The 24,638-nt window shown below is 53.5% G+C and carries 17 protein-coding genes and 4 pseudogenes; 10 read left to right on the forward strand and 11 right to left on the reverse strand.

Annotation, left to right across the window (positions count from 1 at the left end; genetic code table 11):
- The first annotated feature begins 543 nt into the window (after positions 1–543).
- Positions 544–2,127: an NAD(P)/FAD-dependent oxidoreductase gene (locus JCM15908_RS09835; protein WP_025003199.1), complete on the forward strand. Its 1,584-nt coding sequence runs from the start codon at positions 544–546 to the stop codon at positions 2,125–2,127.
- 182 nt (positions 2,128–2,309) lie between these two features.
- Here the strand turns inward: JCM15908_RS09835 and JCM15908_RS09840 are convergent, their stop codons facing one another.
- The gene (locus tag JCM15908_RS09840) at positions 2,310–2,702 is read right to left on the reverse strand and encodes a DUF8479 domain-containing protein (protein WP_036893130.1); all 393 of its coding nucleotides are present in this window, start codon (positions 2,700–2,702) and stop codon (positions 2,310–2,312) included.
- Between the two features lie 201 nt (positions 2,703–2,903).
- On the opposite strand from JCM15908_RS09840, the gene lepA reads away from it, so the two are divergent.
- On the forward strand, positions 2,904–4,685 hold the full coding sequence (gene lepA / locus JCM15908_RS09845) for a translation elongation factor 4 (RefSeq protein ID WP_025003201.1): 1,782 nt from the start codon (positions 2,904–2,906) through the stop codon (positions 4,683–4,685).
- A gap of 20 nt (positions 4,686–4,705) precedes the next feature.
- Complete coding sequence (locus JCM15908_RS09850) at positions 4,706–5,302, forward strand: Crp/Fnr family transcriptional regulator (protein WP_025003202.1); 597 nt, start codon at positions 4,706–4,708, stop codon at positions 5,300–5,302.
- A gap of 813 nt (positions 5,303–6,115) precedes the next feature.
- Here JCM15908_RS09850 and JCM15908_RS13605 read toward each other — a convergent pair.
- The 3 genes and pseudogenes from JCM15908_RS13605 to JCM15908_RS09870 form a co-directional block, all read right to left on the reverse strand.
- Positions 6,116–7,416 (reverse strand): annotated as a pseudogene (locus JCM15908_RS13605) (NCS2 family permease).
- A 22-nt stretch (positions 7,417–7,438) separates the two neighbouring features.
- A complete protein-coding gene (gene nudC / locus JCM15908_RS09865) occupies positions 7,439–8,266 on the reverse strand; it encodes an NAD(+) diphosphatase (protein ID WP_025003203.1) in 828 nt (275 codons plus the stop codon).
- Between the two features lie 58 nt (positions 8,267–8,324).
- Positions 8,325–10,064: a bifunctional metallophosphatase/5'-nucleotidase gene (locus tag JCM15908_RS09870; protein WP_025003204.1), complete on the reverse strand. Its 1,740-nt coding sequence runs from the start codon at positions 10,062–10,064 to the stop codon at positions 8,325–8,327.
- 218 nt (positions 10,065–10,282) lie between these two features.
- Between JCM15908_RS09870 and ypfJ the strand changes: the two genes are divergently transcribed.
- Positions 10,283–11,167 carry a KPN_02809 family neutral zinc metallopeptidase gene (ypfJ, locus tag JCM15908_RS09875; RefSeq protein ID WP_025003205.1) on the forward strand — a complete coding sequence of 295 codons (885 nt, stop codon included), beginning with the start codon at positions 10,283–10,285 and terminating at the stop codon, positions 11,165–11,167.
- Positions 11,168–11,300: 133 nt separating this feature from the next.
- On the opposite strand, the pseudogene JCM15908_RS13610 reads toward ypfJ, so the two are convergent.
- From JCM15908_RS13610 to JCM15908_RS09890, 3 genes and pseudogenes are all read right to left on the reverse strand, one after another.
- Positions 11,301–11,875: pseudogene (locus JCM15908_RS13610) on the reverse strand (Maf-like protein).
- Between the two features lie 17 nt (positions 11,876–11,892).
- On the reverse strand, positions 11,893–12,411 hold the full coding sequence (locus tag JCM15908_RS09885) for a KdsC family phosphatase (protein WP_025003206.1): 519 nt from the start codon (positions 12,409–12,411) through the stop codon (positions 11,893–11,895).
- A gap of 17 nt (positions 12,412–12,428) precedes the next feature.
- Positions 12,429–13,229, reverse strand: coding sequence for a Rossmann-like and DUF2520 domain-containing protein (locus tag JCM15908_RS09890; protein ID WP_025003207.1), 801 nt, complete (start codon positions 13,227–13,229; stop codon positions 12,429–12,431).
- A gap of 108 nt (positions 13,230–13,337) precedes the next feature.
- Between JCM15908_RS09890 and JCM15908_RS09895 the strand changes: the two genes are divergently transcribed.
- Positions 13,338–14,315: a GNAT family N-acetyltransferase gene (locus JCM15908_RS09895; protein ID WP_036893132.1), complete on the forward strand. Its 978-nt coding sequence runs from the start codon at positions 13,338–13,340 to the stop codon at positions 14,313–14,315.
- A 24-nt stretch (positions 14,316–14,339) separates the two neighbouring features.
- Positions 14,340–15,088: pseudogene (gene kdsB / locus JCM15908_RS13615) on the forward strand (3-deoxy-manno-octulosonate cytidylyltransferase).
- Between the two features lie 278 nt (positions 15,089–15,366).
- Here the strand turns inward: kdsB and ligA are convergent.
- The 4 genes from ligA to JCM15908_RS09920 are packed head-to-tail and all read right to left on the reverse strand — an operon-like array spanning position 15,367 to position 18,584.
- On the reverse strand, positions 15,367–17,337 hold the full coding sequence (gene ligA / locus JCM15908_RS13620) for an NAD-dependent DNA ligase LigA (protein WP_373277427.1): 1,971 nt from the start codon (positions 17,335–17,337) through the stop codon (positions 15,367–15,369).
- Positions 17,313–17,441, reverse strand: a complete 129-nt coding sequence (locus JCM15908_RS15630; protein WP_373277428.1) for a hypothetical protein — start codon at positions 17,439–17,441, stop codon at positions 17,313–17,315. The genes ligA and JCM15908_RS15630 overlap by 25 nt, the downstream gene beginning before the upstream one ends.
- A 23-nt stretch (positions 17,442–17,464) precedes the next feature.
- The gene (locus JCM15908_RS09915; protein ID WP_025003209.1) at positions 17,465–18,130 is read right to left on the reverse strand and encodes a B3/B4 domain-containing protein; all 666 of its coding nucleotides are present in this window, start codon (positions 18,128–18,130) and stop codon (positions 17,465–17,467) included.
- A 31-nt stretch (positions 18,131–18,161) separates the two neighbouring features.
- Positions 18,162–18,584 (reverse strand): (deoxy)nucleoside triphosphate pyrophosphohydrolase, encoded by a 423-nt coding sequence (locus JCM15908_RS09920; RefSeq protein WP_025003210.1) that lies wholly within the window; start codon positions 18,582–18,584, stop codon positions 18,162–18,164.
- 135 nt (positions 18,585–18,719) lie between these two features.
- On the opposite strand from JCM15908_RS09920, the gene nhaD reads away from it, so the two are divergent.
- The 4 genes and pseudogenes from nhaD (at position 18,720) to JCM15908_RS09935 (ending at position 24,507) form a co-directional block, all read left to right on the forward strand.
- Positions 18,720–19,832 (forward strand): sodium:proton antiporter NhaD, encoded by a 1,113-nt coding sequence (gene nhaD / locus JCM15908_RS13625; RefSeq protein ID WP_373277429.1) that lies wholly within the window; start codon positions 18,720–18,722, stop codon positions 19,830–19,832.
- A gap of 14 nt (positions 19,833–19,846) precedes the next feature.
- On the forward strand, positions 19,847–20,098 hold the full coding sequence (locus JCM15908_RS15635; protein WP_373277430.1) for a hypothetical protein: 252 nt from the start codon (positions 19,847–19,849) through the stop codon (positions 20,096–20,098).
- A gap of 716 nt (positions 20,099–20,814) precedes the next feature.
- A pseudogene (locus JCM15908_RS13630) lies at positions 20,815–24,073 on the forward strand (TonB-dependent receptor).
- A gap of 101 nt (positions 24,074–24,174) precedes the next feature.
- Positions 24,175–24,507 carry a cupin domain-containing protein gene (locus tag JCM15908_RS09935; RefSeq protein ID WP_025003211.1) on the forward strand — a complete coding sequence of 111 codons (333 nt, stop codon included), beginning with the start codon at positions 24,175–24,177 and terminating at the stop codon, positions 24,505–24,507.
- Positions 24,508–24,638 lie beyond the last annotated feature (131 nt).

Below are 24,638 nucleotides of genomic sequence, written 5' to 3' on the forward strand. Positions count from 1 at the left end.
AAAAATATTTCTATACGTATAGAAATTTTCCGCTAACCGTATATAATTTTGAGGCCTCCCTGAAGCCCGGAAAACAACGGCCAATCCTGCCGGAAATCGGTACTATTTTATACAAGCAGATGGGCAGACGGAAAAAGCTCGCGGGCTTTTTGGAGATAATTCGCGCGCTTTTCGGAAAAGGGTCTGGACCTTTCCCCGGAAAGGTCTTGAAGACACTACAAAAGGCTTAAGAGCTTTTGGGAGCATGGTCGTAATGAAGGTTCGGACTGCCCAAAAAGTTTGTCTGCAATCACCGGCACGTCGTGCTCGGTCAGGCTCTGGTAGAGAACGGACAAAACTTGGGCGCAAAATACGAATAAATCGCGCAATATCCGATGCTTTCTGTGGATATTTGCGTAATTTTGCAGCAGAATAACAAGAATATCGGGAAGGAAAAGAGAGATGAGAATACATGGCTGCACGGCTGTAAATGCTCGTGTCTGCAATGGTGCAGAACGGCAAATGACACATCTCCGTGCCAGGCCTTCCATTTCCAATTGCTATATGACAGAAGAATATCAGATAAGAGTGTTGCCTCAGGTAGGCTGCGACGAGGAAAACATAAAGGCGTATATTGCCCGGGAAAAGGGGCTCGACGCCCGTACCATCAAGCAGGTTCGCGTGCTGAAACGTTCGATAGATGCGCGCCATAGGGACATATACGTCAACCTGACAGTCAGGGCGTATATCAATGAGTATCCGCAGGACGAGGCCTACGTCCGCACGGAATACCCGGACGTGAGCGGAAAGCCGCAGGTGATAGTTGTCGGCGAAGGTCCCGGGGGGCTTTTCGCCTCGCTCCGGCTGATAGAGCTGGGGTATCGGCCGGTCGTTCTCGAAAGAGGCAAGGACGTCCGTGAACGGAAAAAAGACATGGCACTGATAACCAAGACGCAGGAGGTGAATCCTGAGTCTAACTATTGCTTTGGCGAAGGAGGAGCCGGTGCGTTCTCTGATGGTAAACTTTACACGCGCAGCAAGAAGCGTGGCCCGACGGAGAAGGTGCTCAATGTGTTTTGTCAGCATGGGGCCTCGGCAGGTATCTTGTCCGATGCACATCCGCATATCGGGACGGACAAGCTGCCGAGGGTGATAGAGAACATGCGCAATACCATCCTGAAGAGTGGGGGAGAGGTGCATTTTCAGACCAAGATGACAGCCATCCTGCTCGAAGGTAACAAGGTGGCAGGCGTCAGGGCTGAGGATATGTCGGTACGGCCCTATGGGACAAAGGAGTTCAGAGGGCCGGTCATTCTTGCCACAGGCCACTCTGCCCGCGACGTTTACCGCTATCTTGCCGGGGCCGGGATAGAGATGGAACCCAAGGGGATTGCCGTAGGCGTGCGCCTCGAACATCCTGCCGAGCTGATAGACCAGATACAATATCACAGCAAGAACGGCCGGGGAAAATATCTTCCTACGGCAGAGTATTCGTTTGTTACGCAGGTGGAAGGCCGCGGCGTGTACTCGTTCTGCATGTGTCCGGGAGGTTTTGTCATTCCTTCGGCCACAGGCCCGGAACAGACGGTTACCAATGGCATGAGTCCGGCCAACCGTGGCACCAAGTGGTCCAACGCGGGCATGGTCGTCCAGCTCAATCCCGAGGATGTGGAGGGCGACGGCCTTCTCCGCATCATGGACTATCAGGAGAGGCTTGAGCGCGATACTTGGCAGCAGGGCAACCGCAGGCAGACAGCTCCGGCCCAGCGGATGGCAGACTTCGTGAACGGCCGCCTGTCATACGACCTGCCAAAGTCGAGCTACGCACCGGGACTGATTTCCAGCCCGCTCCACTTTTGGATGCCGCCTTTCGTGGCCAAGCGGCTACAGGAAGCCTTCAAGACCTTCGGCAGGCATGCCCATGGCTTCCTGACCAATGAGGCGGTGATGATAGCCTCCGAGACCCGCACCAGCTCGCCTGTCCGCATCCTGCGCGACCGCACGACGCTTATGCACGTCCGCTTGCAGGGACTTTTCCCCTGCGGAGAGGGTGCAGGCTATGCCGGCGGCATAGTCAGTGCGGGAGTAGACGGAGAGCGTTGTGCAGAGATGGCAGCCGAATATTGCAGCGGCATTTCGCTTTCGTGATTTTTCGGACAGGCAGGCTGACAAAATGAAAACGGCACTTTGGCAGGGTCAAAGTGCCGTTTTCGCAAGCTGAAAGTGGCACTTCCGCAAGCCCAAAGTGCCGTTTTCGTTTTGTCGCTGTCTAAAGGGCAGCAAGGGAAGGAGGGCCGTGCCTGTCTAAGGTCGGGATTTACTCCTTGTGCCTAATACTGGCCCTTCTTGAAAGTCTCGTCTACCAAGACCTCTTGTGGCGACTTTTCCGAACGGTAGGTGTATCGGAACACAAAGCCTTCTTCCTTGTAAGCCCGGGTTCCCATGTCTGTTCTCAGCGCGTCTTGCAGTGCCTTGCGCAGTTCTTTTCTCCTTTGGGCTATGACGGCCTTGTTGTCGGCGTCCCCCACGAGGGTGTAATAATAATGTATGGTCCGCGTGCCTGCTTCGTAGACCATGCTGTCCATGCGCGTGTTGTCTCTTGTCGGGGTAGGGCACTTGGCTTCGGTGAACTCCTTGCAGTCCTTTGCTGCCCTGTCCTCAAGGCTCTGGCGGCAGCCGGAGAGGCCCAAGGCTGCGAGGAAAATGAAAAGATACTTCTTCATGACAATGGTTGAATGGTGAGTCGGCCTGACATGACGGCAGGGGAAAGCGGAATACCTGACGGCATTTGCCTGTAGCCCCTTGCGAATCACTCTGCCAAAATTATGGGCAAAGATACTATAATTTATCCATTTTCACGGAAAGGTTTTCGCTTTTCTCGTTTTTTATTGGTAATTTTGCGCATTAAAAAAGTCTTACCAAATATGGACCATATAAGGAACTTCTGCATTATTGCTCATATCGACCATGGCAAGTCCACGATTGCCGACCGCCTCTTGGAATATACCCAGACCATCCGGATAACGGAGGGGCAAATGCTCGACAATATGGACTTGGAGCGCGAACGGGGCATCACCATCAAGAGCCATGCCATACAAATGGAGCATACGCTTGAAGGCAGGAAGTATGTTCTGAATCTGATTGACACTCCGGGACACGTCGACTTCTCCTATGAGGTTTCGCGAAGCATCGCTGCCTGCGAGGGGGCGCTGCTCATAGTGGATGCCACGCAGGGAGTGCAGGCCCAGACTATTTCCAATCTTTATATGGCAATCGACCATAATCTGGAGATTATACCCGTCATCAACAAGATTGACATGCCGAACGCCATGCCCGAGGAGGTGGAGGACGAGATAGTAGACCTCATCGGCTGCGAGCCGGAGGACATTATCCGTGCCAGCGGCAAGACGGGGGAGGGCATCCCTGCCATTCTCGAAGCCATCGTGAAGCGTATTCCCTGTCCGAAAGGCGACAGGCAGGCTCCGCTTCAGGCACTGATATTCGACTCTATCTTCAATTCCTTCCGCGGCATCATCACGCTCTGCAAGGTGGAGAACGGAACCATCCGCAAGGGCGACAAGGTGAAGTTCGTCCAGACGGGAATGGAATATACCGCCGACGAGGTGGGTGTGCTGAAGATGGAGATGAAGCCTGCCAAGGAGCTTTCTACGGGCGAGGTGGGCTACATCATCTCGGGCATCAAGACGGCCACTGAGGTGAAGGTGGGCGATACCATCACCCACATAGAGCGGCCGTGCGAGAAAGCCATCGAGGGATTTCAGGTAGTGAAGCCCATGGTCTTTGCAGGCGTCTATCCGATTGACCCCAACGACTACGAAGGCCTGCGTGCGTCGCTGGAGAAGCTGCAGCTGAACGATGCCTCGCTGACGTTCCTTCCCGAAAGCTCCCAAGCCTTGGGGTTCGGCTTCAGGTGCGGTTTCCTCGGCCTGCTCCACATGGAAATCATTCAGGAGCGGCTCGACCGCGAGTTCAACATGGACGTGATAACGACCGTACCCAACGTGAGCTACATGGTCTACGACAAGCTCGGCAACGCGAAGGAGGTGCACAATCCGTCGGGACTGCCCGAGCCGACGATGATAGAGCACATAGAGGAACCTTATATCAAGGCGTCCATCATTACCTCGGCCGACTATATCGGCCCGATTATGACGCTCTGCCTCGACAAGCGCGGCGAGCTGGTAAGCCAGAACTACGTCAGCGGAAACCGTCTGGAGCTTATCTTCATGATTCCCCTCGGCGAGATAGTCATCGACTTCTACGACAAGCTGAAGAGCATCTCGAAGGGCTATGCCTCGTTCGACTACCACATAGACTCCTTCCGGCCCTCGAAGCTCGCGAAGCTGGACATACTGCTCAACGGCGAACCCGTCGACGCCCTGTCCACGCTCACCCACGACAGCAATGCCGCGGTGTTTGGAAGGAGAATGTGCGAGAAGCTCAAGGACCTGATTCCGCGGCAGCAGTTCGACATTGCCATTCAGGCAGCCATCGGGGCGAAGATTGTCGCCCGCGAGACGGTGAAGCAGGTGCGCAAGGACGTTACCGCGAAATGCTACGGAGGAGACGTCAGCCGGAAGCGGAAGCTGCTCGAAAAGCAGAAGAAGGGCAAGAAGCGCATGAAGCAGATTGGCAACGTGCAGGTGCCCCAGAAGGCTTTCTTGGCCGTATTGAAGTTGGATTAAAGAAAGGAGACTTAGAGAATATGAAAGAGACTATTAACGATACGAGGGACATTGCCCGCGAACTGGCGAGGAAGTACAGCACGATGACGCACGACGAGCTGGACGTGCTGGAGAGTATTCTTGTGCCGATGAAGTTTGCCAAGGGAGAGATGATACTTTCCGAAGGCGAGGTCTGCGACAGAATCTACTACATAGAGCGCGGACTGATCCGGCAGTTCTATTTCAAGAACGGCAAGCAGATAACCGAGCACTTGGGCGAAGACCACACGATAGTCATGTGCATCGAGAGCCTTTTCCGCGAGGAGCCGACCAGACTGCAGATAGAAGCCCTCGAGCCGACCCTCGCCTACGCCCTTCCCAAGCAGAAGCTGGAGCAGGTGGCACTGCACAACGTGAACATTCAGATACTCTACCGCAAGATACTCGAGGAGAGCCTGATTATATCGCAGGTGCATGCCGACCTCGTGCGCTTCGAGACGGCGCAGGCGCGATACAGGAAGATGTGCAAGCTCAATCCGCAGGTGGTGCTCCGCGCACCGCTCGTCTACATCGCCAGCTATCTGCAAATGACGCCAGAGACGCTGAGCCGCGTGCGCGCGGCGACGCTGCTGGACTAACCCTATACAGAATAGAACATGCTTGTGGTGACATGAATTTAACATAATAATTAATTAATTTTATTCAGGGGCGGGCCGTCGGTCTGTCCCTGAATGTTTTTGGAAACATCTCCACGGCACTTTCTCCGACATGAAAAACAAGACAAACAAAATGCGCTTCAAGCGATTGCCCGGCACGGGAAAGCGGAAGGAAAATTCCCCCGCCCCGCTGTTTCCCCGTCATTCCCTCATAGGCTTGCAACGGGTTGTTTGTCAGACGGTTACGGATTGTCCCATCTTCCTTGAAAAATAGTACGTACTTTTCAGTCAAAATGTACGTACTTTTCAATCAAAACGTACGTACTTTTTTGCCGAAATGTACGTACTTTTTCACCGAAACCTATAATGCCTTTCCGGAAAAGGTGTATTCTGTCCGATGAAAAGCTATAATCTTTCTCCTGAAAAAACACGATAATTTTTATCGGGAGCCGCGTCGGGAAGTTGCAGAGAAACGTACCAGCCCGTCGGCACAGGCTGCTTGCATGCACACAACCAACAGATTCCCGTGCGCGAATCCCCTGCCCGTTGCAGTTAACCCGTCGGGACATGATGAACAGATTTCCGCGAGCAAACACCCTGCCCATTGCAGTTAACCTGTCGGGACATGATGAACAGATTCCCGTGCGCAAACACCCTGCCCGTTGCGATTAACCTGTAGGGACAGACCCCGTGTCTGTCCGCCTCGTCCGTTTTCTCTACCCGACAATCATATTTCGGACAGGCACGGGGCTTGTCCGAAACACGGTTTCCGGTCAGTATATTTCTCGTTTCAGCTTATCCGAATATAAAGTTGAGCACGAACAGGACGGAGAGGATGCAGAGCGTCCAGTTGAGCGACTTCCATTGGCCCGTGCAGGCTTCATGATGACGTAGGAAAGAATACCGAGACAGATGCCGTCGGCGATGGAATAGCAGAGCACCATGGTTATCATCGTGATGAAGGCCGGGAACGACTCGCTGATGTCATTGAGGTTGATTTTCTTTACCGAGTCGAGCATCAGGACGCCGACCATGACCAGCGCGCCGCTCGTCGCGGCACTCGGGATGAGAAGGAAGACCGGGGAGAGGAAGAGGGCTATGAGGAAGAGAATGCCGACCGTGAACGACGTTACGCCCGACTTGCCGCCCTCGGCAATGCCGCTCGCGCTCTCGACGTAGGTGGTCAGCGTGGAGCTGCCGAGCATCGCGCCGCAGGTTGTGCCGATGGCATCGCTCATCATGGCTTCCTTGACGCGGGGTATGGTTCCGTCTTCCCCGACGATGCCCGTCTTCTCGGCCAGTCCCATCAGCGTTCCGATGGTGTCGAAGATGTTGATGATGAGCAGGGAGAAGACGACGAGGACGGTCTTCAGGTTCATCAGACCCGTGAAGTCGAACTTGCAGAAGATGGGCGACAGGTCCTGCGGTGCGGAGACGGGCAGCCACCCGGAAGGAATCTCCGTAACGCCCATCGGGATGCCGGCAAGCGTGGCGATGATGATGCTCCAGAAGAGCGAGCCTTTGACGTTGCGCGCCATCAGTACGCCGCTGAGCAGGATGGCGAGGATGCCGAGCAGGCAAGGGCCGGTGAAGGCGCCGAGGCCTACGAACGTGCCTTCCTTGGAGACGATGATGCCTGCGTTCTTCAGTCCGATGAAGGCGATGAACATGCCGATGCCTGCCGAAATGGCGTAGCGCAGGTTGGCCGGAATGGAGTCGAGTATCATTTCGCGGACGTTGAAGAACGTGATGACGATGAAGGCGATGCCCTCAATGAGCATGATGGCGAGGGAGTGCTGCCACGAGAATCCCATGGCCTGGCAGAGCGTGTAGGCGAAGAAGGCGTTCAGCCCCATCGACGGAGCCTGCGCGAACGGCAGCTTTGCCATGAAGGCAAGCAGCAGCGTGGCTATGGCCGAGGCGATGGCGGTAGCCGTGAAGAGCGCGCCCTTGTCCATCCCCGTAGATGAGAGGATGGCAGGATTTACTGCAAGGATGTAGCTCATGGTGAGGAACGTTGTCGCTCCGGCAATCAGCTCGGTGCGGAACTTCATGGTCTTTGGGTCGAATCCCAGTGTTTTCTCAAAGAAATTCATGATTGTTGTTTATAAAATGATTTTAGGATTTTACAGGGGTATTATGGAATGTTAGACGGGTTTCCCGTGCGGACGGGTCCGGTTGCCCCAGCCAGTCGTCGATGAGCATCCGGGCAATGGAGAGCTTCTCGGGAATGGTGGGCAGGTTGTCCTTGGTGAACCATGCCCCCTTTGAAAGCTCGCTGCGCTGGAGATGGATGTCGCCGTCCGCGTAGTCGGCATTGAATCCCACCATCAGTCCGCAGGGATAGGGCCACGGCTGCGAGCCGAAGTAGCGGAGGTTGCCGATGGTGATGCCGGTCTCTTCCATGACCTCGCGGTGAACGGCCTCCTCAAGCGTCTCGCCGGTCTCCACGAATCCGGCAACCAGACCGTAGAAGTCGGTCTTGAAGTTGCGGGCATGCACGAGCAGGACTTCCTCCCCGCGGTGTATCAGGACGATGACGGCCGTTGCCAGCTGCGGCCATACCTCCTTGCCGCAGTTGGTGCATAGCTTGGAGATGTCGGTATGCAGCTTCATGGGCGCGCCGCAGACACCGCAGAACTTCGTGTTGGTATCCCAGTAGAGAAGTTCCTGACACTTGCCGGCCTTGAGGTAGAGGCTGTGGGACAATCTGTAATAGGAGTTGCGCAGTCCGCACATTTCGTAGTCGGGATTGCCGGTAACGGGCGTATCGAGCATGACGGCACGCACCTCCCTGCCGTCCTCTTCCATCGGGGTGACGGTCAGCACATGTGTCCATGACCGCAGGGGCACGGGCGGCTCTTCCGACAGAGGGATGGTATGGCCGTCGGCTGTCTTTTGCAGCATGAGTTCTCCCTTGCAGAAGATAAACCAGTATTTCTTCATGTTCAGTGTTTGAATTTGTATGCGGTTGGTTGTTCCTCGCTTTGAGGAGGCAGGGGCTTTACTCCCCGAAGAGCAGCCTGCGGTCGCGTGCCGCTGCCGGTATGGTCCACTCCTCGGGCACGAATTTCCAGTTGTGGAGAGGCTGCGGATTGAGCGTGCCGGCCTTTTCTATTTCCTCCATCAGATATTGTCGCTGGTCAAGTTCGCTCCTCCAGACGATGCGGCTCTGTAGGGAGTCGTGCGGAATTCCGGCACCCTTTGTCATCAGCTCGCCGCCGCCGTTGGCACGGTAACTGTTCACCGCCACCTTGTACCATCTTGCCTTGTCGAACGGTTCACCGCTGCTCATGCGGAGGATGTTCACCTTCTGTCCGTCGGGCTTTGTAACGTCGACCTCGTAATCAATGCCGGCTGCGGAATCGAAATTGAAAGTGAAGTTCTTGAATCCCATCCGCTGTGCGTCGTTTCGCGTGTCGTCCAGTAAAAGAAGGTGGTCGTCGGGCGACTTCATCGTGTTCACCCAGAGGTCATAGCTCATTTCGAGGTACTTGCAAACCTCCTCTCCCGTCATTCGCAGCACGTAGAGTCCGTTCTCGTATTTGTAAAGATTGAACATGTCGGCGACGGTGACGGGGCCTTCCTTGATGGAGCTGTTGAACAGCAGGGGAGCGTTGAAGGCAATGTCGGCATGCGTGATGTTCAGCTCCAAGGAGAGGATGAGGTCGTTGAAGGCCGAATTGCCGAAGAAGCTGTCCTTGGTGTAGATGGTATTCTCAAACCTTCCGATGGGGCGGTCTGCCCACGCCTTGACTTCGTCTATCTCTTTCTGAAAGTGCATCATGTAAGCTGCATCCGGCTGCTCTTCCTGCACGTTCACCAGACTGCCCGTCTTGTTGATAACCGTGTACTTTCCGTTCTTTTGTCTGCGGAGTTTCAGCGTCGCCTGCGCCACCCACAGGGCATTGTTGGCAGGGTCGAGGCAGACTACTTGCTTCCCCTCACTGTTCGTGATGGTAGTATTGCGCGGTATGTGGTCGTGTCCGAAGAATATCACGTCGAATCCCGGTACTTGTTCGGCAACGTGCTTGGAGGCGTCTTCGGTGTACGTGGCAGTCCTGATGCCGCCGTCCCATCCCGAGTGGAACAGTCCGACCACCACGTCGGGATGTTCTTTTGTCTTCACTTCTGCCATCGTCCGCCGGGCACAGCCAACCATCTCATCGAAGCGCAGACCCGCCCAGAGCTTTTCCTCCAGCCAGTTGGGAATGGCAGGTGTCAGCATGCCGATGACGCAGATTTTTACTCCGTTCTTATTGATGGTAGTATAGGGCAGGAGATACGGCTTGTGTGTCTTAGTGTCTATGATGTTTGCCCCGAGCATAGGGCAGCGCGTCTCGCCTATCCACTTGTCATATACCGGGTGTCCCGTCTCAATGTCGTGGTTGCCCACCGTAGCCGCGTCATAGCCCATGTAGTTAAGCACGCTGGCGGCAATGTTCGCCCTGTCTGTCCTGACATAGTTATAATAGTAGGAAATGGGTTGGCCTTGAAGGATGTCGCCATTGTCGAGCAGGCACACATTGTCTGATCCTGTTTTCTTCCTCAGTTGCGAGACGTAGCTCATCACCCTTGCCATTGAGCCTTTCAGGGTGCGGTGGTTGGTAAAGTCGTAGGGGAAGAACGAGCCGTGGACGTCGGACGTCTCTACCAAATGGAGCGTTATGTCCTTGCCGTGTTGTGCGAATGTCTGTGTGCCGAGAGCCATAAGTGCCATAAAAGCCAAAGCTATTCTTTTCATTTGTTGTTCTATGAATTGATTTGCAAAAGTACAAATAATATGGCAGAAAAGGGAGAATAGTCCGTTTCTTTGTTTATTCTTTCGTGAAACTTGTCCGTGTCTCCGATATCTTCTCTGTTTGCCGAAATCAGATATAATACATATAATATCACTGCTTTTCTTGCTGTTTCCCTATAAAAGTCTTATTTTCTTATTACCTTTGCCAAAAATTACGGATTATGAGACTATCAGGAAGAAGAGAAAGCAATAACATCGAAGACCGCCGGGGCATGAGTACAGGCGCGAAGGCTGGTATCGGGGGTATCGGAGGCATCATCCTCATCGCCATTATGACATTTATGTCGGGAGGAAATCTTGGCGATGTAGTAGGCAACGTGATGCAGCAGCAGATGCAGTCGCAGGTACAAGAACGTCCGGCAGGAGGTCAGCAGCAGTTTACGGAAGAGGAGCAGCAACTGGCTAAGTTCTCTAAAAAGATTCTTGCAGGAACCGAAGACGTGTGGACGGAGCAGTTCCAACAGCATGGCATGGAATACAAATTTCCTACTCTTGTACTCTATACGGGCAGCACGCAGACGGCATGCGGCAACGGTTCGGCAGCCATGGGTCCTTTTTATTGCAGTGGCGACCAGAAGCTGTACATTGACCTCAGCTTCTTTTCTACCATGAGAAGAGAACTGGGGCTACAGGCCAAAGGCGACCTTGACTTTGCATACGCCTATGTCATTGCCCATGAGGTGGGACACCACATTGAGTATCTTCGGGGAACGCTCGCACGCTGTCACGCGAAGATGTCGCAGGTGAATAAGGTTGAAGCCAACAAACTCAGCGTGAAGCTTGAGCTTCTTGCCGACTATTATGCCGGATGTTGGGCACATTATGACAACGCCAACTATCAGAGCCTTTCCGATGGAGACATAGAGGAGGCGATAGACTGTGCGGAAAAGATAGGCGACAACTATCTTCAGGAAAAGGCACGCGGCTATTCCCAACCCGAAACCTTTACGCATGGCAACTCAGAGCAGAGAATGTATTGGTTCAAGAAGGGATTGGAGACAGGCGACTGGAATACGACAACATTTGCCGAAGGCGATTTAGACTAATCGTTCCCTCCTGTCTGTAATCTTCGTACAGGCAGATTCCGCAAGAAGATACAGACAACAGGCAGCGACGGACACTAGTCTCCGTCGCTGCCTGTTGTCATATTGCGTGTGCCCAATTACATTTCAAGGGGGATTATATCTTCCCAATTTCCTCCCATATTCTCTGTACGGGCAGTCCCATCACATTGAAGTAGCTCCCCCTGATGCCAACTACACCTACATAGCCTATCCATTCCTGAATACCATACGCGCCGGCCTTGTCGAAAGGCTGATAGTTGGCGATATAGTAGTCTATCTCTTCTTCGGACAGTTTCTTGAATGTAACGTCGGTGGAAACGGAAAAGCAGCACTGCTTCTTCCTTGTCGTCAGACAGACGCCCGTTACCACCTGATGCGTCTTGTTGCTTAGTGCTTGAAGCATGCCTTGGGCTTCCGCCTCATCGGAAGGCTTGCCCAGTACCGTGTTGTCTACGATAACGATCGTGTCGGCCGTAATCACCAGTTCGTCCTCACCCAGTAAATCCTTATAGCTTCTGCCTTTTTCCCTGCTATATATGCGGCAACCTCACTCGTTGGCAGGCTGGAAGGATAGTCTTCCTCTACGTCGGGCAGGACCTTGACTTCAAACTCCAGTCCGAGGCCTTTCAGCAATTCTCTGCGCCGGGGCGAATTGCTCGCCAGAATTATATGATAATTTGTCTTGTTCATTGTCCTTGTCTCGATATTTACCATCCAAATGCTTTGGCATTAAGTTTCCATTTCCCCTGTGCTTTCAGTACTTGTTCGATGACATCCCTTGCCACACCGCATCCTCCTGCCGCATCGCTGACATACCGGGCTATGGACTTTATCTCCTGACAGGCATCCTTGGGACAGCAGGGACAGCCCGACTTCAGCATGACCTCATAGTCGGGTATGTCGTCGCCTACATAGATAATCTCTTCGTTTCTAAGTCGATACTTCTCAAGAAACTCCTCCCATGTCTTTATCTTCACCGAGCAGTTGAGGTACACATCCTTTACTCCAAGGTATTCATACCGTTTCCTGATATTCTCGTTATGTCCTCCCGTCATAATGGCAATATGCAGGCCGAGCTTTTCGGCTAGCTGTATGGCATATCCGTCTTTTATGTTGACGGTCCTGACAGGCTCGCCGTCAGCATCCATCTGTATTGTTCCCATAGAGAGAACTCCGTCCACATCGAAGACAACAGCCTTGATTTGGGTTAAATCATAGTTTATCATTGCAATACATCAAATAATTAAACATTACGTGAATCTGTCTGTGCAGATTCAAGATTACGGCGGTGAATACTGACCGACATCCGCTCGTAAATATCCTTGGCGAGGGGAATGTCCTTCAGCAGCTCACTTTGAGAGCGTATGACGTTCTCGTCGTAGCGTACCGCAGGCCCTGTTTGGGCTGCCTGCGGCGAAATCTTATGTATCTTTCTCGTGGTTTCGTCAATCAGCGGAAGCATAATCTCAAAAGACATCCCATGCCTTTCGAGTATCTCTGAGGCCATGTCGTAGCAGTGGTTGGTGAAGTTGCAGGCCCAGACGGCAGCCAAGTGCAAGTACTTCCTGTCGGCAGAATCCAGCCGGGCTACATGGTTTGAAATGCTGTGGGCAAGCAATTCCAACTTACGCTTGGCAAAGTTGTCGTTGTATTCTATGAAGACGGGAATCTCCTGAAAATCAACCTCTCTGTCCTTGGAGAAGGTCTGCATGGGATAGAATACCCCGTAATGGAATGTCATCCCCATAAAGCTGTCCAGCGGTATAGAGCCTGCTGTATGGACGACGAGGCTTTTCTCCCTTCCTTTGCATACCTTTGGAATCAGTTCCGCAAGCACATTGTCTTTTACGGAAAGGATATAGACATCGGCTGTATAGACCAACCTGTTCAGGTCGTTCGTAGGAGAGCCTCCCACCTGAACTGCGAGACGCGAGGCTGATTCCATAGTTCTGCTATACACCTGCAGGATGTCATGCCCTGCTGCGAGCAGTGCCTTGCCCAGATTTGTAGCCAAATTGCCGGCTCCGATAAGCACAATCTTCATAATCAGTATATTATATATGAGTACAAAAGTAATCATTAAAGAAGAATAATTCCGCTATCTGTTGTTTTTTTAGAAAACATTTGCTATTTTTGCGACGATATTCTGACTATGAAGGTTGACATCATAACAGACGGTACCCAGCTGCCTCGGCTCGACGCTTTTGACTTCTTCCACAGCCGAGAGTTGTTCTGGATGATAGAGCATACACCGGGACTTGCCCCCTGTATGGCGGTTGTCTATGCAGATGACAACACTGTTCTTGCCCACCTCCTTGCCCAACTGCGCCACCAAAGAAACTGGATAACGCTGCCGCTATTCTATCATGGGAGAATATACGGGGAAGGCGAGTACCGCGAAGGTCTTTCGGAAGAAGAGCGGGCCAGACTGTTCGGATTGATGCTTGGGAAGATAAAGGAGTATTTTATGACCAAACGCTGCCTCAGCATAGAGGTCAGCGATGTGTCAAGGAAAATGTTTGCCTACAGCATATTCCGCGAAAACGGCTTCTTTCCTGTGCCGTGGATGCAGATTCACAACTCGCTGCACAGCCGGCATCCGAAAGAGCGGCTGTCGGAAAAGGCCCTGCACAGAATAAGAAGGGCGCAAAGGGGAGGTGTGCAGACGCGCGAGGCGCACAACGACGGGGAAATAGAGAAGTTCCACCGGCTTCTTTGCCATTATTACCGTTTCAGGAAGCAACGCTATATCCCCGACATGGAGCTGATGCGGCAAATTGCAGCTAATCCCAACGGGCATGTCTATGTTACCCTGTTCAAGGGACACATTATCGGAGGAAGCGTCGTCGTAGACTCCAAGGGGGATGCCATGCTGTGGTATGAGATGGCAAGGAAGCGGAGCTACTCCTTCTTTTACCCGCGCGTCATAACTGTATGGAATGTCATAGAGGAAGCCTACAGGCGTGGTGCAAGGCATATTCATTTCCTGAATGTGGGGCTTCCCTATTCCCACAACAAGTATCAGGACTTCCTGTTGGAATTTGGAGGGAAGCCCATTACGTCGTACAGGTGGTTCCACATCCGCTTTTCGTGGATAAACAGGATGCTTGCATGGGTTTACAGATTCTGAAAGCAGTAACTAAAACAGACTATAATGACAGACAAGAAAGTAGTAGGTATCATACCTGCACGCTATGCCTCTTCACGGTTTCCGGGGAAGCCGTTGGCAAAATTGGGCGGTAAGATGGTGATAGAACATGTTGTAGGACAGGCAAGCATCATACTGGACGATGTGTACGTGGCTACGGATGACGAAAGGATATTCGATGCCGTTGTCTCGTTCGGGGGCAAAGCGTTATGACAAGCACCCGGCACAAGAGCGGAACGGACAGAATACGCGAGGCACTGGAAAGGATAAACGCACCGTTCGACATCGTCGTGAACATACAGGGCGATGAGCCGTTCATTCAGCCTGAACAGATAAAGACGGTCATTGGCTGCTTCGACGATTCGCAGACGCAGATAGCGACATTGGGAAAGAGGTTTGGGAGTATGGAGGAGGTGGAAAATCCGAACTCGCCCAAGATAGTCTTAGACAACAACAACTATGCCCTGTACTTCAGCCGTTCGGTAATTCCCTTTGTCAGAGGCGCGGAAAGGGAAGGCTGGGCGGCACATTTCCCCTATCTGAAGCACATCGGTCTGTACGCCTATCGTGCCGACGTGCTCAGAGAGATAACCGAGCTTCCGCTGTCGTCTTTGGAGCAGGCCGAAAGTCTGGAGCAACTGAGATGGTTGCAGAATGGATATAAGATAAAGGTGGGACTGACCGATGTCGAGACCGTGGGAATAGATACGCCTGCCGATTTGGCGAAGGCCGAGAGCCTTCTAAGCTCCAGATAGATGGTTGTTATTATCCGCTGCCGTCCCCATTATACCTGCATGCAAATATGAGGTAGGCTTGACGGGCAAACGAACAAGCCTTTTTCGTATAGTCAAAGTGGCACTTTCGCATTGCGAAAGTGCCACTTTCATATAGTCGTCTCTATACATTGATGAAATCGTCTTGTTGCATGGGACAGACGGCTTCGTTTGTCTTCATTGCCCTTTCCTTGTCCTGCATACATTTGATTCTCTTTTTGGGACAGACGGAGGGGCTGTCAGCATGCCGTGAATAGTCTTTATTCTTCTGCGATTTGAGCAAACTGCCGTATGAATTCCTCCTCGGAAATGATGGGAATGGAAAGGGCGTGTGCCTTCTGATTCTTTCCCGAAGTGCTTTCTGCATCGTTGTTGATGAGATAGTTGGTAGCCTTCGATACGCTTCCCGTTACTTTTCCGCCTTGGCTCTCAATGTATTTTTTAAGTTCGTTTCGGTTCTTGTAGTGGTGTACGTCGCCAGTAACGACAAACGTCAGTCCTTCGCATTTCGCCCCCTTCGCCTCGTTGGAAGGCTGTGTTACTTTCAGTTCGGCCATGAGCCGGGTCAATATCGCGTAGTTGCGGGGGTCTTGCATCCAGTCGGCCAGCCTGCTGCTTGTTACGGGACCAATACCGGGAATGGCTGAGAGCTGCTCCCTGATTCGGCTTTTCGGGGCGGAGGATGAGGCTTCCTCTGCAAACAGGGAGGTTTCTACGGCCGTACCGCTCTTGGGAGAGCTGCCGTAGGAGAAACTTTCCATCAGTTTTTCCAAGGGGAACACAGACAGAATACGCTTGCAGGCATCCTGCCCCATCTCGGGAATATTAAGCGCGAAAAGCAGCTTGTGGGCTTCTACGTTGCGTGCATTTTCTATGGAGGCGAGAAGATTTCTGACGCTTTTATCTCCAAATCCTTCGATATGGCGTAGTTCCGCTGCATGTTCCGAAAGATGGAATATGTCGGCATACTCTGACACCCATCCAAGATTGATGAATTTCTGTAGGGTCTGCTCGGAGAATCCGTCGACGTTCACTCCCTCCTTGGAAACGAACCGGGCAAACTTCTTCAGCTGCTTTGCCGGACAATTGGCATTGGTGCAATGAAGAGTCTTGGTCATGCTGCTCTCGCTCTCAGTGATTTCTGTCGGGGCATTGCATACGGGGCATGATTCCGGTATGTGAAGTTCTCCGATGCGCTCCGTTACGCTGACAACCTTGGGAATAATCTTGTTGGCCTTGATGACGGAGATTCTGGTACCCTTTCCGCCGATGCCAAGACGTTCGCACTCCGATATGTTGCAGAGGCTGGCGCGTTTGACGGTCGTTCCTTCAAGCTCTACGGGACGGAAGACGGCTACGGGCGATATGGTGGAGGCTGCACACGACCATTCTATATGGTCGAGCTCGGTCTCTGCGCTCTCGTCCTGCCACTTGAAGGCATAGCCGGCACGGGTGGCATGGTGTCCCGTAACCGAGCCTGTGGCTGCAAACTCGGTATCGTCGTAGGAGATGACCAGCCCGTCTACAGGGTAGGGGAAACGCTGCCGGCGGTTCTCTCCCGTGACGAGCAGCGTCCATTGTTCTATCACCCTGCCTATGTTGTCGGCAGTCGGCTGTCCGATAAGCTCGTGGTCGACGGGGGTAAAGCCGTTTTCCTTCAGGAAGTCCATGCGCCTGCCCCATGAGACTATCTCCTCGTCGGTATAGACCAGCGTGAATGGTATCCAGCGGATGTGCCGCGCCCTGACTTCGTTGATGTCCTTGAGTGTCAGCGAGCCGGAGGCAAGGTTCCGGGGGTTGGCATATTCCTCTTCGTTCTCTATGTTGAATCGTTCAAAGTCGGGATAGCTGATGACGGCTTCGCCGCGGATGACCACGTGTCCCGTGTTCTTGATTTTGGGCGGTATGCCGCTGATGGCGGGGGCGAGGTGGGTGATGTTGGTGCCGGTATGCCCGTTGCCGCGCGTAACCACCTTGGCGAGACTTCCGTTGTCGTAGGTTGCGACAAGCGTCAGTCCGTCCAGTTTCCATGACAGCCATATCGGGCGTCCGTCTGCCCATTTTGCCAGTTCGGACACGTTCTTGGTCTTTGCCAGCGACAGTGTGGGGAACTCGTGTTCCTCCTTTTGCCCTGCGAGCTTGTCCGCACCGACGTTTTCCGTTGGCGAGTCGGGGAGGACGGTGCCCGTCTCCTTCTCCAGTTGTTTCAGCCGGTCGAAGGTGCATCCCATTCGTGGTCGGACATCATCTCGCCCTTTCCGTTATAGTAGGCGTCGGAGGCGGTGTTCAGCTTCTCTACGAGCTGTCTTATTTCTTCTTGTTTGTTGTCTTGCATATCGGTTGTTGAATCAATTGCCTTCAGCGGTATAGCTGATAGTTTCCGCCGTCGCTGTTGCAGTATTCCCTAAGAAGCCTTTGAATGAACTCTGCATTTTCGCGCACCTTCTCCTCGTTGCCGTCATACCCGTTGACGAGGACGAGGAGGCGACGGGTGTGGAGGCTGATTTTCGTGCGTTCGTTGTCAGAGGTGGGTGTGCCCACTCCTCCCGTGGCATCGCGGTAGACGGGCAGCCCTGCTATGTTGATGTTGCCGCGGCCTATACCCTCGTATGGTTCTCCTTCGCGTCCTATTCCCAGCGTAAGGGTATCTCCGTTTATCTTGCCGGCATCGAATCCGCCGATGCTGTAGCCGTATGCCATGGAGGCAAGGTTGACGAGGTCGACGAGCGTATCGACCTGATAAAGCTCTTTTCCTTTCAGTATGCGGCGTATGAGAGCCTCGGAGGCAGGACGGTATCGCGAGGGGTCTTTGCCGCAGGCGCGGTAGATGGTTCGGGTGGCGGCTATGCCCGGAAGGTCTTTGAGCGACTCGGTGGTCAGTTCTTTCTTCATGCGTTCTCCGAGCGCGTGTATTTCGTCCCATAGGGGCTGGCTGTAGGGAGTGTTCTCCACTTCTGCCTCGACGCATGCCCCGACGAATATCGGGCATACGGCTTTTATTTCGTCTGATACGATTATCTGCATGGTTTCCTGTTTGTTGTGGTGGATTAACGTGTTAATGTGCCGGGGACTGTTCGGACGCGGTGCCCGGGAGAAGGCTCAGGAGCTTCCTGTCCGCTTCCGTCCATCTGAGCGACGGCAGCTCGTCTATGGTCAGCCATTTTGCGTCTATGTGCGAAAGGAGCTTGAAGTCGCAGTCGCGTGCCATGCAGTCGTAGGCGGTCAGCGTGATGGAAAAGTCGGGATATTCGTGCTCTATGGTGGCGATTTTCCTTCCGACGAATATATCCCAGTCCATCTCTTCCCTTATTTCGCGCAGCAGGGCCTCATGGTCGCTCTCTCCGGGTTCGGTCTTTCCGCCGGGAAATTCCCAGTGCTCTGCCGTGTAGCCGGGTCCTTTCCGCAGCCGTTGCGTGCAGAGGATTTTTCCGGCATCGCTGATGACGGCACAGACTACGTTGAGGTGTTTCTTGTACATATTGTTGTATATTTGCCACAAATGTACTACAAAATCGTTGAAAAGCCAGTCTGTTTTTTGAAAAATATCTTTGTCGTTGTCGTGCAAATCATATCTTTTGATTATCTTTGCGCCCACATTTAATTCAAAATCATCATGTCTACGCTTACAATTGCAATCATTGTAGTCTTCGTAATGGGCTATGCGCTCATAGCCACGGAGAGTCTGACTAAAATCAACAAGGCTGCCATAGCCCTGCTGATGTTTGTTTTCTGCTGGACGCTCTATATGTTCGATCCGGCACCGTTTGTTCAGCTGATGCACCATGACTTCACGGGGACGGGAGAGGAGCTGACCCAGTTTGTCAACGGTGTGATAAGCCATCACCTCGGCGACACTGCCACAACGCTGTTCTTCCTGATGGGGGCGATGACCATAGTGGAGATTGTGGACCAGAATGGCGGCTTCAACTGGGTGAAGGACGTGATGAAGACAAAGTCGAAGCGTGCCCTCCTGTGGCGCATCGCCTTTATGACTTTCTTCCTTTCGGCCATTCTCGACAATCTTACGACGAGCATCGTGATGATCATGATTCTCCGCAAGCTCATCCGCGACAATGGGGACAGGATGATTTATGCCTCGCTCATCATCATTGCCGCCAATTCGGGCGGTGCGTTCTCGCCGATTGGCGACGTAACGACCATTATGCTTTGGAACGCAGGCATGATTACGGCGGCAGGCGTCATCAGCGAGATATTCATTCCGTCGCTGGTATCGATGGTGATTCCCGCACTGATATTGCAGCTGATGCTCAAGGGTGAGATAGGCGGAGCCGTAGAAGGCGGCGAGGAAAGAACGGCCGACGAGGAGTTCGGCGACAAGCAGCGCAAGACCATCTTCTTTGTCGGCGTGGGTGGTCTGTGCTTTGTCCCGGTGTTCAAGTCCATTACGCATCTTCCCCCGTTCGTGGGCATCCTGCTCGTTTTGGGCGTGCTCTGGACGATTACCGAGATATTCTACCATCATCTGCAGCGCAGCAATGGCGGCAGGGACGACTTCAGCAAGCGCGTAACGAATATCCTCAGCCGGATAGACATGTCTACGATTCTCTTCTTCCTCGGCATCCTGATGGCGGTGGCCTGCCTTGAGGAGATAGGCGTGCTGACGAAGCTGGGCAGCTCGCTCAACGTCTTCTTCGACGGAAACCACTATGCCGTAACGGGCATCATAGGAGTGCTGTCCTCGATAGTGGACAATGTGCGCTGGTAGCCGGCAGCATGGGCATGTACCCGATAACCCCGGCGGGCGACATGGCCATTGACGGCATCTTCTGGCAGCTGCTGGCATACTGTGCCGGTGTGGGCGGCTCGATGCTCATCGTGGGCAGTGCCGCAGGCGTCGTTGTCATGGGACTGGAGAAGATAACCTTCGGATGGTACATGAAGCGGATTACGTGGATAGCGTTTGTCGGGTACATTGCCGGAATATTCTCTTATTGGCTGATTCGTACCTATCTGTTCACGACTCCGTTATAATATTATAGCCGGTGCGGCAAGACGGGCCAGTGGTCTGCCTTGCCGCAATGGCGGGGCAGGGCTGGCTGCATGGTGCATCCGGCCCTGCCTTGCGTATCGGGAGGCCGGATTGCGGATGCTTCCCGGGTATTGTCCTGCTTTTTTCAAGGGATGATTGTGCGAAAATAGACGGGGCAAAATTGTTTTCTGCAAAAAGCATTATACGCTTTGTAGAAAAAGTACGTACGTTTTGGCGAAAAAGTCCGTACTTTCCAATCAAAAAGTCCGTACGTTTTAGGGAAAAAGTCCGTACGTTTTGACTGAAAAGTACGTACTATTTTTCAAGGAAGATGGGGCAATCCGTAACCGTCTGACAAACAGCCCGTTGCAAAGCTATGATGGAATGACGGGGAAACAGCGGGGCGGAGGGGGTTCACCTTCGGTTGCCCCGTGTCCGCAGATGCTTTGGGGCGTGTTGTTCTTGTCGTGTTTTTCATCGCGCGGAGAGCCGTGCAGGCATCCGGGGGCGAAGGCCTTGCATGTTCCGGCGGAGGGGCTTGCGGTCTGAAAGCCTTTTGGGGTGTCGTCAGGAGGGAGCTTCTTTTTGCTTTCTTTTGTGTTCGGCGTGGTTTTTCATTAAGTTTTCCTGTTATTGTAACGTTAGTTTGGAAAAATTTAACTAATTTTGTGGCAGTATATACATAATTCATATCTTATCCCATTAAATTCAAATCAGTATGCAGAAAAGATTATTTTTTCTGATGATGATGTTCTTCGCGATTACCGCTTCCGTCATGGCGCAGGTAACGACATCAGGAATCAGCGGAAAGGTTACGTCGCATGGCGAGGACGTTATCGGAGCAACGGTAACGGCCACGCATCAGCCTTCCGGTACGGTCTACCGCGCCATCACCAACATTGACGGGCGGTACACCATTCAGGGCATGCGCGTCGGCGGGCCCTACAGGTTGGAGATTGCCTACATCGGGCAGAAGTCGAGGATTTTCGAGGGAGTCAGCCTGCGTCTGGGCGAGGTGGAGGACTTCTCCTGCACGCTCGAGGAAGACTCGAAGGAGCTTCAGGAAGTGGTGGTTACGGGCAACGCCGGCCTCAATGCCACCAAGACGGGCGCGGCCCAGAGCCTGAACTCCAAGCAGATAGCCGACATGCCGAGCATCACGCACGGCATAGCCGACGTGGCCCGTCTCAATCCGCAGCTTGCGACTACGAGCAGCGGTGCCATGTCGTTCGCCGGCACGAACAACCGCTATAATTCCTTCATGATAGACGGAGCTATGAACAACGACGTCTTCGGCCTCGCTGCCAGCGGCTCCAACGGCGGTCAGGCCAGCGCGCAGCCGGTTTCGATGGAGACCATCGAGCAGATTCAGGTGAACGTCGCGCCCTTCGACGTCCGCCAGAGCGGATTTACGGGCGGTGCCATCAACGCCATCACCAAGTCGGGTACGAACCAGTTCCACGGCAGCGTCTATGGATTCGGCAACAACCAGAGCCTCATCGGTCATCATTATCCCTATGCCGACGGCACGGGCTACGCTCCCAAGTACCAGAAGCAGGAGGAATACCAGTGGGGCGTTACCCTCGGCGGCCCGATTGTCAGGGACAGGCTGTTCTTCTTCGTCAACTACGAGAACTCCAACAAGTCGTACCCCAATCTCAACGGCTACCGTCAGGACGGCTCGCGCGTCAATGCCGAGGAGGCCGACGAGGTGCTCGGCAAAATCAAGGAGATGGCTGCCCGGCAGGGCTTCGGCTACGATGGCGGATTTGCCAACCCCGACATCTATACCAAGAGCAGCAAGGTGGGCGCGAAGATAGACTGGAACGTCAACGACTTCAACAAGTTCTCGTTCCGCTGGAGTCTCGTCGACGCCAAGCAGCTCAACAATACGAGCAGTGCCTCGTCGCTCAACGACGACCACTATTTCTATCCCTTTACGAGCAAGACCAACTCGTTCACGGCCGAGCTGCAAAGCCGCATCTCGCCCGTCATAAGCAACGAGGCGCGCCTGAGCTACGTCCGTGTGCGCGACAAGCGCAATGTGGCCTCCCCGTTCCCGATGATTCAGCTGTCGGTTACGGGCGGCTCGCTGAACATCGGCAACGAACGCTCGTCGATGGCCAACTCGCTCGATCAGGACATCTATACCTTGGAAGACAACCTCACGTGGTACAAGGGCAACCATACGTTCACCTTCGGAACCCACAACGAGGTCTACAAGTTTGCCAACCTCTTCATTCAGGACACCTACGGTACCTACAACTTCTCTGACAAGGCACACTTCGACAAGTACTACGACGACTTCATGAACGGCACCATCGACCCCGACTACGCCTATTTCCGCCAGTACCGCTTCGGCATGGCCAACGTCGGCGTAACGGGCGACCCGCGCTGGAAGACGCCTTTCTCGGCCGGCCAGCTCGGATTCTACGCTCAGGATAAGTGGAACGTCAGCCAGTCGCTTCAGCTTACCTACGGTCTGCGCATGGAGATTCCTCTCTTCTTCGACACGCCTACCGCGAACGAGCCTTTCAACCAGTACGCAGCCGGACGGGGATGGGGAGTGCGCACTAATCACAAGCTCTCGAGCACGCCGCTGTGGAGTCCGCGCGTAGGATTCAGGTGGGACGTCAACAGAGACCGCCGGTATATTCTCCGTGGCGGAGTCGGTGTCTTCACCGGGCGCATCCCCTTCGTGTGGATAAGCAACAACTTCGCAAAGACGGGTATTCAGCTCTCCACCTATTCCGTCAACAATCCCAAGGGGCTGGAACTCTATCTGAATCCCGACCGGCAGACGGCCAATGCCGAGAAGCTGAACGCATCGGTGGGCAATCAGGAAGTGGACGTCTTCGAGGACGACTTCAAGTTTGCGCAGACCCTGAAAGCAAATCTCGGCCTCGACTTCAAAGCCTTGGGAATCGACTGGACGGCAGAGGCCATCTACTCGAAGACCCTGAACGACATTTACTATAAGAACCTCGCAGTAGACAAGACGGGCACCACCTTCGGGCAGGCGACGGGCTACGTCTGGGACAACCGCCCCATGCTGGAGCGTACCACCAAGGGAACTCCGTTCGCCAACATCTACGCGCTCTACAACACCAATAAGGGCTATACCGTCAACCTCTCGCTGAAGGGCGAAAAGCACTTCGACTTCGGGCTCGACCTGATGGCAAGCTATACGTGGACGCGCTCCATGAGCGTGAACAGCGGTACGAGTGCCGTTGCGGGAAGCAACTGGATGTACAACACCACCTACCGCAACCCGAACGACCCGGAGCTGGGATTCAGTGCCTATAACGTTCCCCACCGTATTCAGGCCAGTGCTACTATCATGCCAGCTATGGAGCGCAGAAGCAGTGGGAGACCACCGTCGGCCTGATTTATCAGGGCAGAAGCGGCTCGCCATACGTCATAGAGATGAATGGCGACATGAACGGCGACGGCGCGACAGGAAACGACATCATGTGGATTCCGACAGACGCGCAGATAGACCAGATGAAGTTCGTGCCCACATTCGTAAACAACAGCAACAACACCTATCCGCTGGTTACGAGGGTGATAGGCGACGGATTCAAGGGAACTCTCACCGAAGACCAGCAGCGCATGCTGATGAAGCAGTGGATAGCAGACGACTCGTATATGCGCGACCACCGCGGAGAATACTTTGAACGCTATGCCGACAACCTTGCCTTCGAGCATCATTTCGACGTGCATCTTGCACAGAAGTACAGCTTCAGGGTGGGCAGGCAAATCAACTCGCTCGAGCTGAGCTTCGACATCATCAATGTAGGCAACCTCCTGAACAAGGACTGGGGACACACCTACGGCGACGGGTTCGGCGTCTACTATACCCCTCTCAGCTATGAGGCGACGGCGTCTTCAAGTTCGACGGCACGCGGGTTGCACGCAACTACAGCACCTACTACAGCCGCTGGCGCGGTCAGGTAGGGCTGCGCTATACTTTCTAACCGGGCCGAATCAGCCAAAGTGTATAAAAAATGGCTGCCCCCTGTTGGAGGGCAGCCGTTTTTTTCGTACCTTTGTGGTATCATACCTAACATTAAATATTATGATTATAGATTTTGACAAGATTGCAGAAGAGAACATCGAAGGATTCAAGGGCGGCAAGGGAAGGCTGTCCACCCGTAACTATACTGACGAAAAGGCGCGCATCATGTATTCCACCCTCCGTCCCGGGGCTTCCACGGGAAGACACCAGCATGTAGGTTCGTTCGAGGTGATGTATGTCGTCAGCGGAGAACTGACCGTTCATTACGACGACAGGGAGGAGACTGCGAGGGTAGGGCAGGTGCACTATTGCCCCGAGGGGCATTTCCATTGGGTAGAGAACCGCACCGACCACGACGTCGTGTACCTCGGAATAGTCCCGGCGTTAGGATAAGTCTGGGCTGCCTGCCTGTCGCTATGGCTTGGTCGTCAAGCGAAAGTGCCCGTTTGGCATGCTCAAAGTGCCCCTTTCACGGTGCGAAAGGGACACTTTCGTTTTTCGGTCTTTTCTTTTTGTGTTTTTCA

The organism is Prevotella dentasini JCM 15908 (assembly GCF_000614065.1).
Classification (GTDB): Bacteria; Bacteroidota; Bacteroidia; order Bacteroidales; family Bacteroidaceae; genus Prevotella; species Prevotella dentasini.

What these genes read in the sequence shown, in the direction of transcription:
- JCM15908_RS09835 (WP_025003199.1), top strand. Translation starts at nt 544, where the DNA reads ATGACAGAAGAATATCAGATAAGAGTGTTGCCTCAGGTAGGCTGCGAC.
- JCM15908_RS09840 (WP_036893130.1), bottom strand. Translation starts at nt 2,702, where the DNA reads ATGAAGAAGTATCTTTTCATTTTCCTCGCAGCCTTGGGCCTCTCCGGC.
- lepA (WP_025003201.1), top strand. Translation starts at nt 2,904, where the DNA reads ATGGACCATATAAGGAACTTCTGCATTATTGCTCATATCGACCATGGC.
- JCM15908_RS09850 (WP_025003202.1), top strand. Translation starts at nt 4,706, where the DNA reads ATGAAAGAGACTATTAACGATACGAGGGACATTGCCCGCGAACTGGCG.
- nudC (WP_025003203.1), bottom strand. Translation starts at nt 8,266, where the DNA reads ATGAAGAAATACTGGTTTATCTTCTGCAAGGGAGAACTCATGCTGCAA.
- JCM15908_RS09870 (WP_025003204.1), bottom strand. Translation starts at nt 10,064, where the DNA reads ATGAAAAGAATAGCTTTGGCTTTTATGGCACTTATGGCTCTCGGCACA.
- ypfJ (WP_025003205.1), top strand. Translation starts at nt 10,283, where the DNA reads ATGAGACTATCAGGAAGAAGAGAAAGCAATAACATCGAAGACCGCCGG.
- JCM15908_RS09885 (WP_025003206.1), bottom strand. Translation starts at nt 12,411, where the DNA reads ATGATAAACTATGATTTAACCCAAATCAAGGCTGTTGTCTTCGATGTG.
- JCM15908_RS09890 (WP_025003207.1), bottom strand. Translation starts at nt 13,229, where the DNA reads ATGAAGATTGTGCTTATCGGAGCCGGCAATTTGGCTACAAATCTGGGC.
- JCM15908_RS09895 (WP_036893132.1), top strand. Translation starts at nt 13,338, where the DNA reads ATGAAGGTTGACATCATAACAGACGGTACCCAGCTGCCTCGGCTCGAC.
- ligA (WP_373277427.1), bottom strand. Translation starts at nt 17,337, where the DNA reads ATGGGATGCACCTTCGACCGGCTGAAACAACTGGAGAAGGAGACGGGC.
- JCM15908_RS15630 (WP_373277428.1), bottom strand. Translation starts at nt 17,441, where the DNA reads ATGCAAGACAACAAACAAGAAGAAATAAGACAGCTCGTAGAGAAGCTG.
- JCM15908_RS09915 (WP_025003209.1), bottom strand. Translation starts at nt 18,130, where the DNA reads ATGCAGATAATCGTATCAGACGAAATAAAAGCCGTATGCCCGATATTC.
- JCM15908_RS09920 (WP_025003210.1), bottom strand. Translation starts at nt 18,584, where the DNA reads ATGTACAAGAAACACCTCAACGTAGTCTGTGCCGTCATCAGCGATGCC.
- nhaD (WP_373277429.1), top strand. Translation starts at nt 18,720, where the DNA reads ATGTCTACGCTTACAATTGCAATCATTGTAGTCTTCGTAATGGGCTAT.
- JCM15908_RS15635 (WP_373277430.1), top strand. Translation starts at nt 19,847, where the DNA reads ATGTACCCGATAACCCCGGCGGGCGACATGGCCATTGACGGCATCTTC.
- JCM15908_RS09935 (WP_025003211.1), top strand. Translation starts at nt 24,175, where the DNA reads ATGATTATAGATTTTGACAAGATTGCAGAAGAGAACATCGAAGGATTC.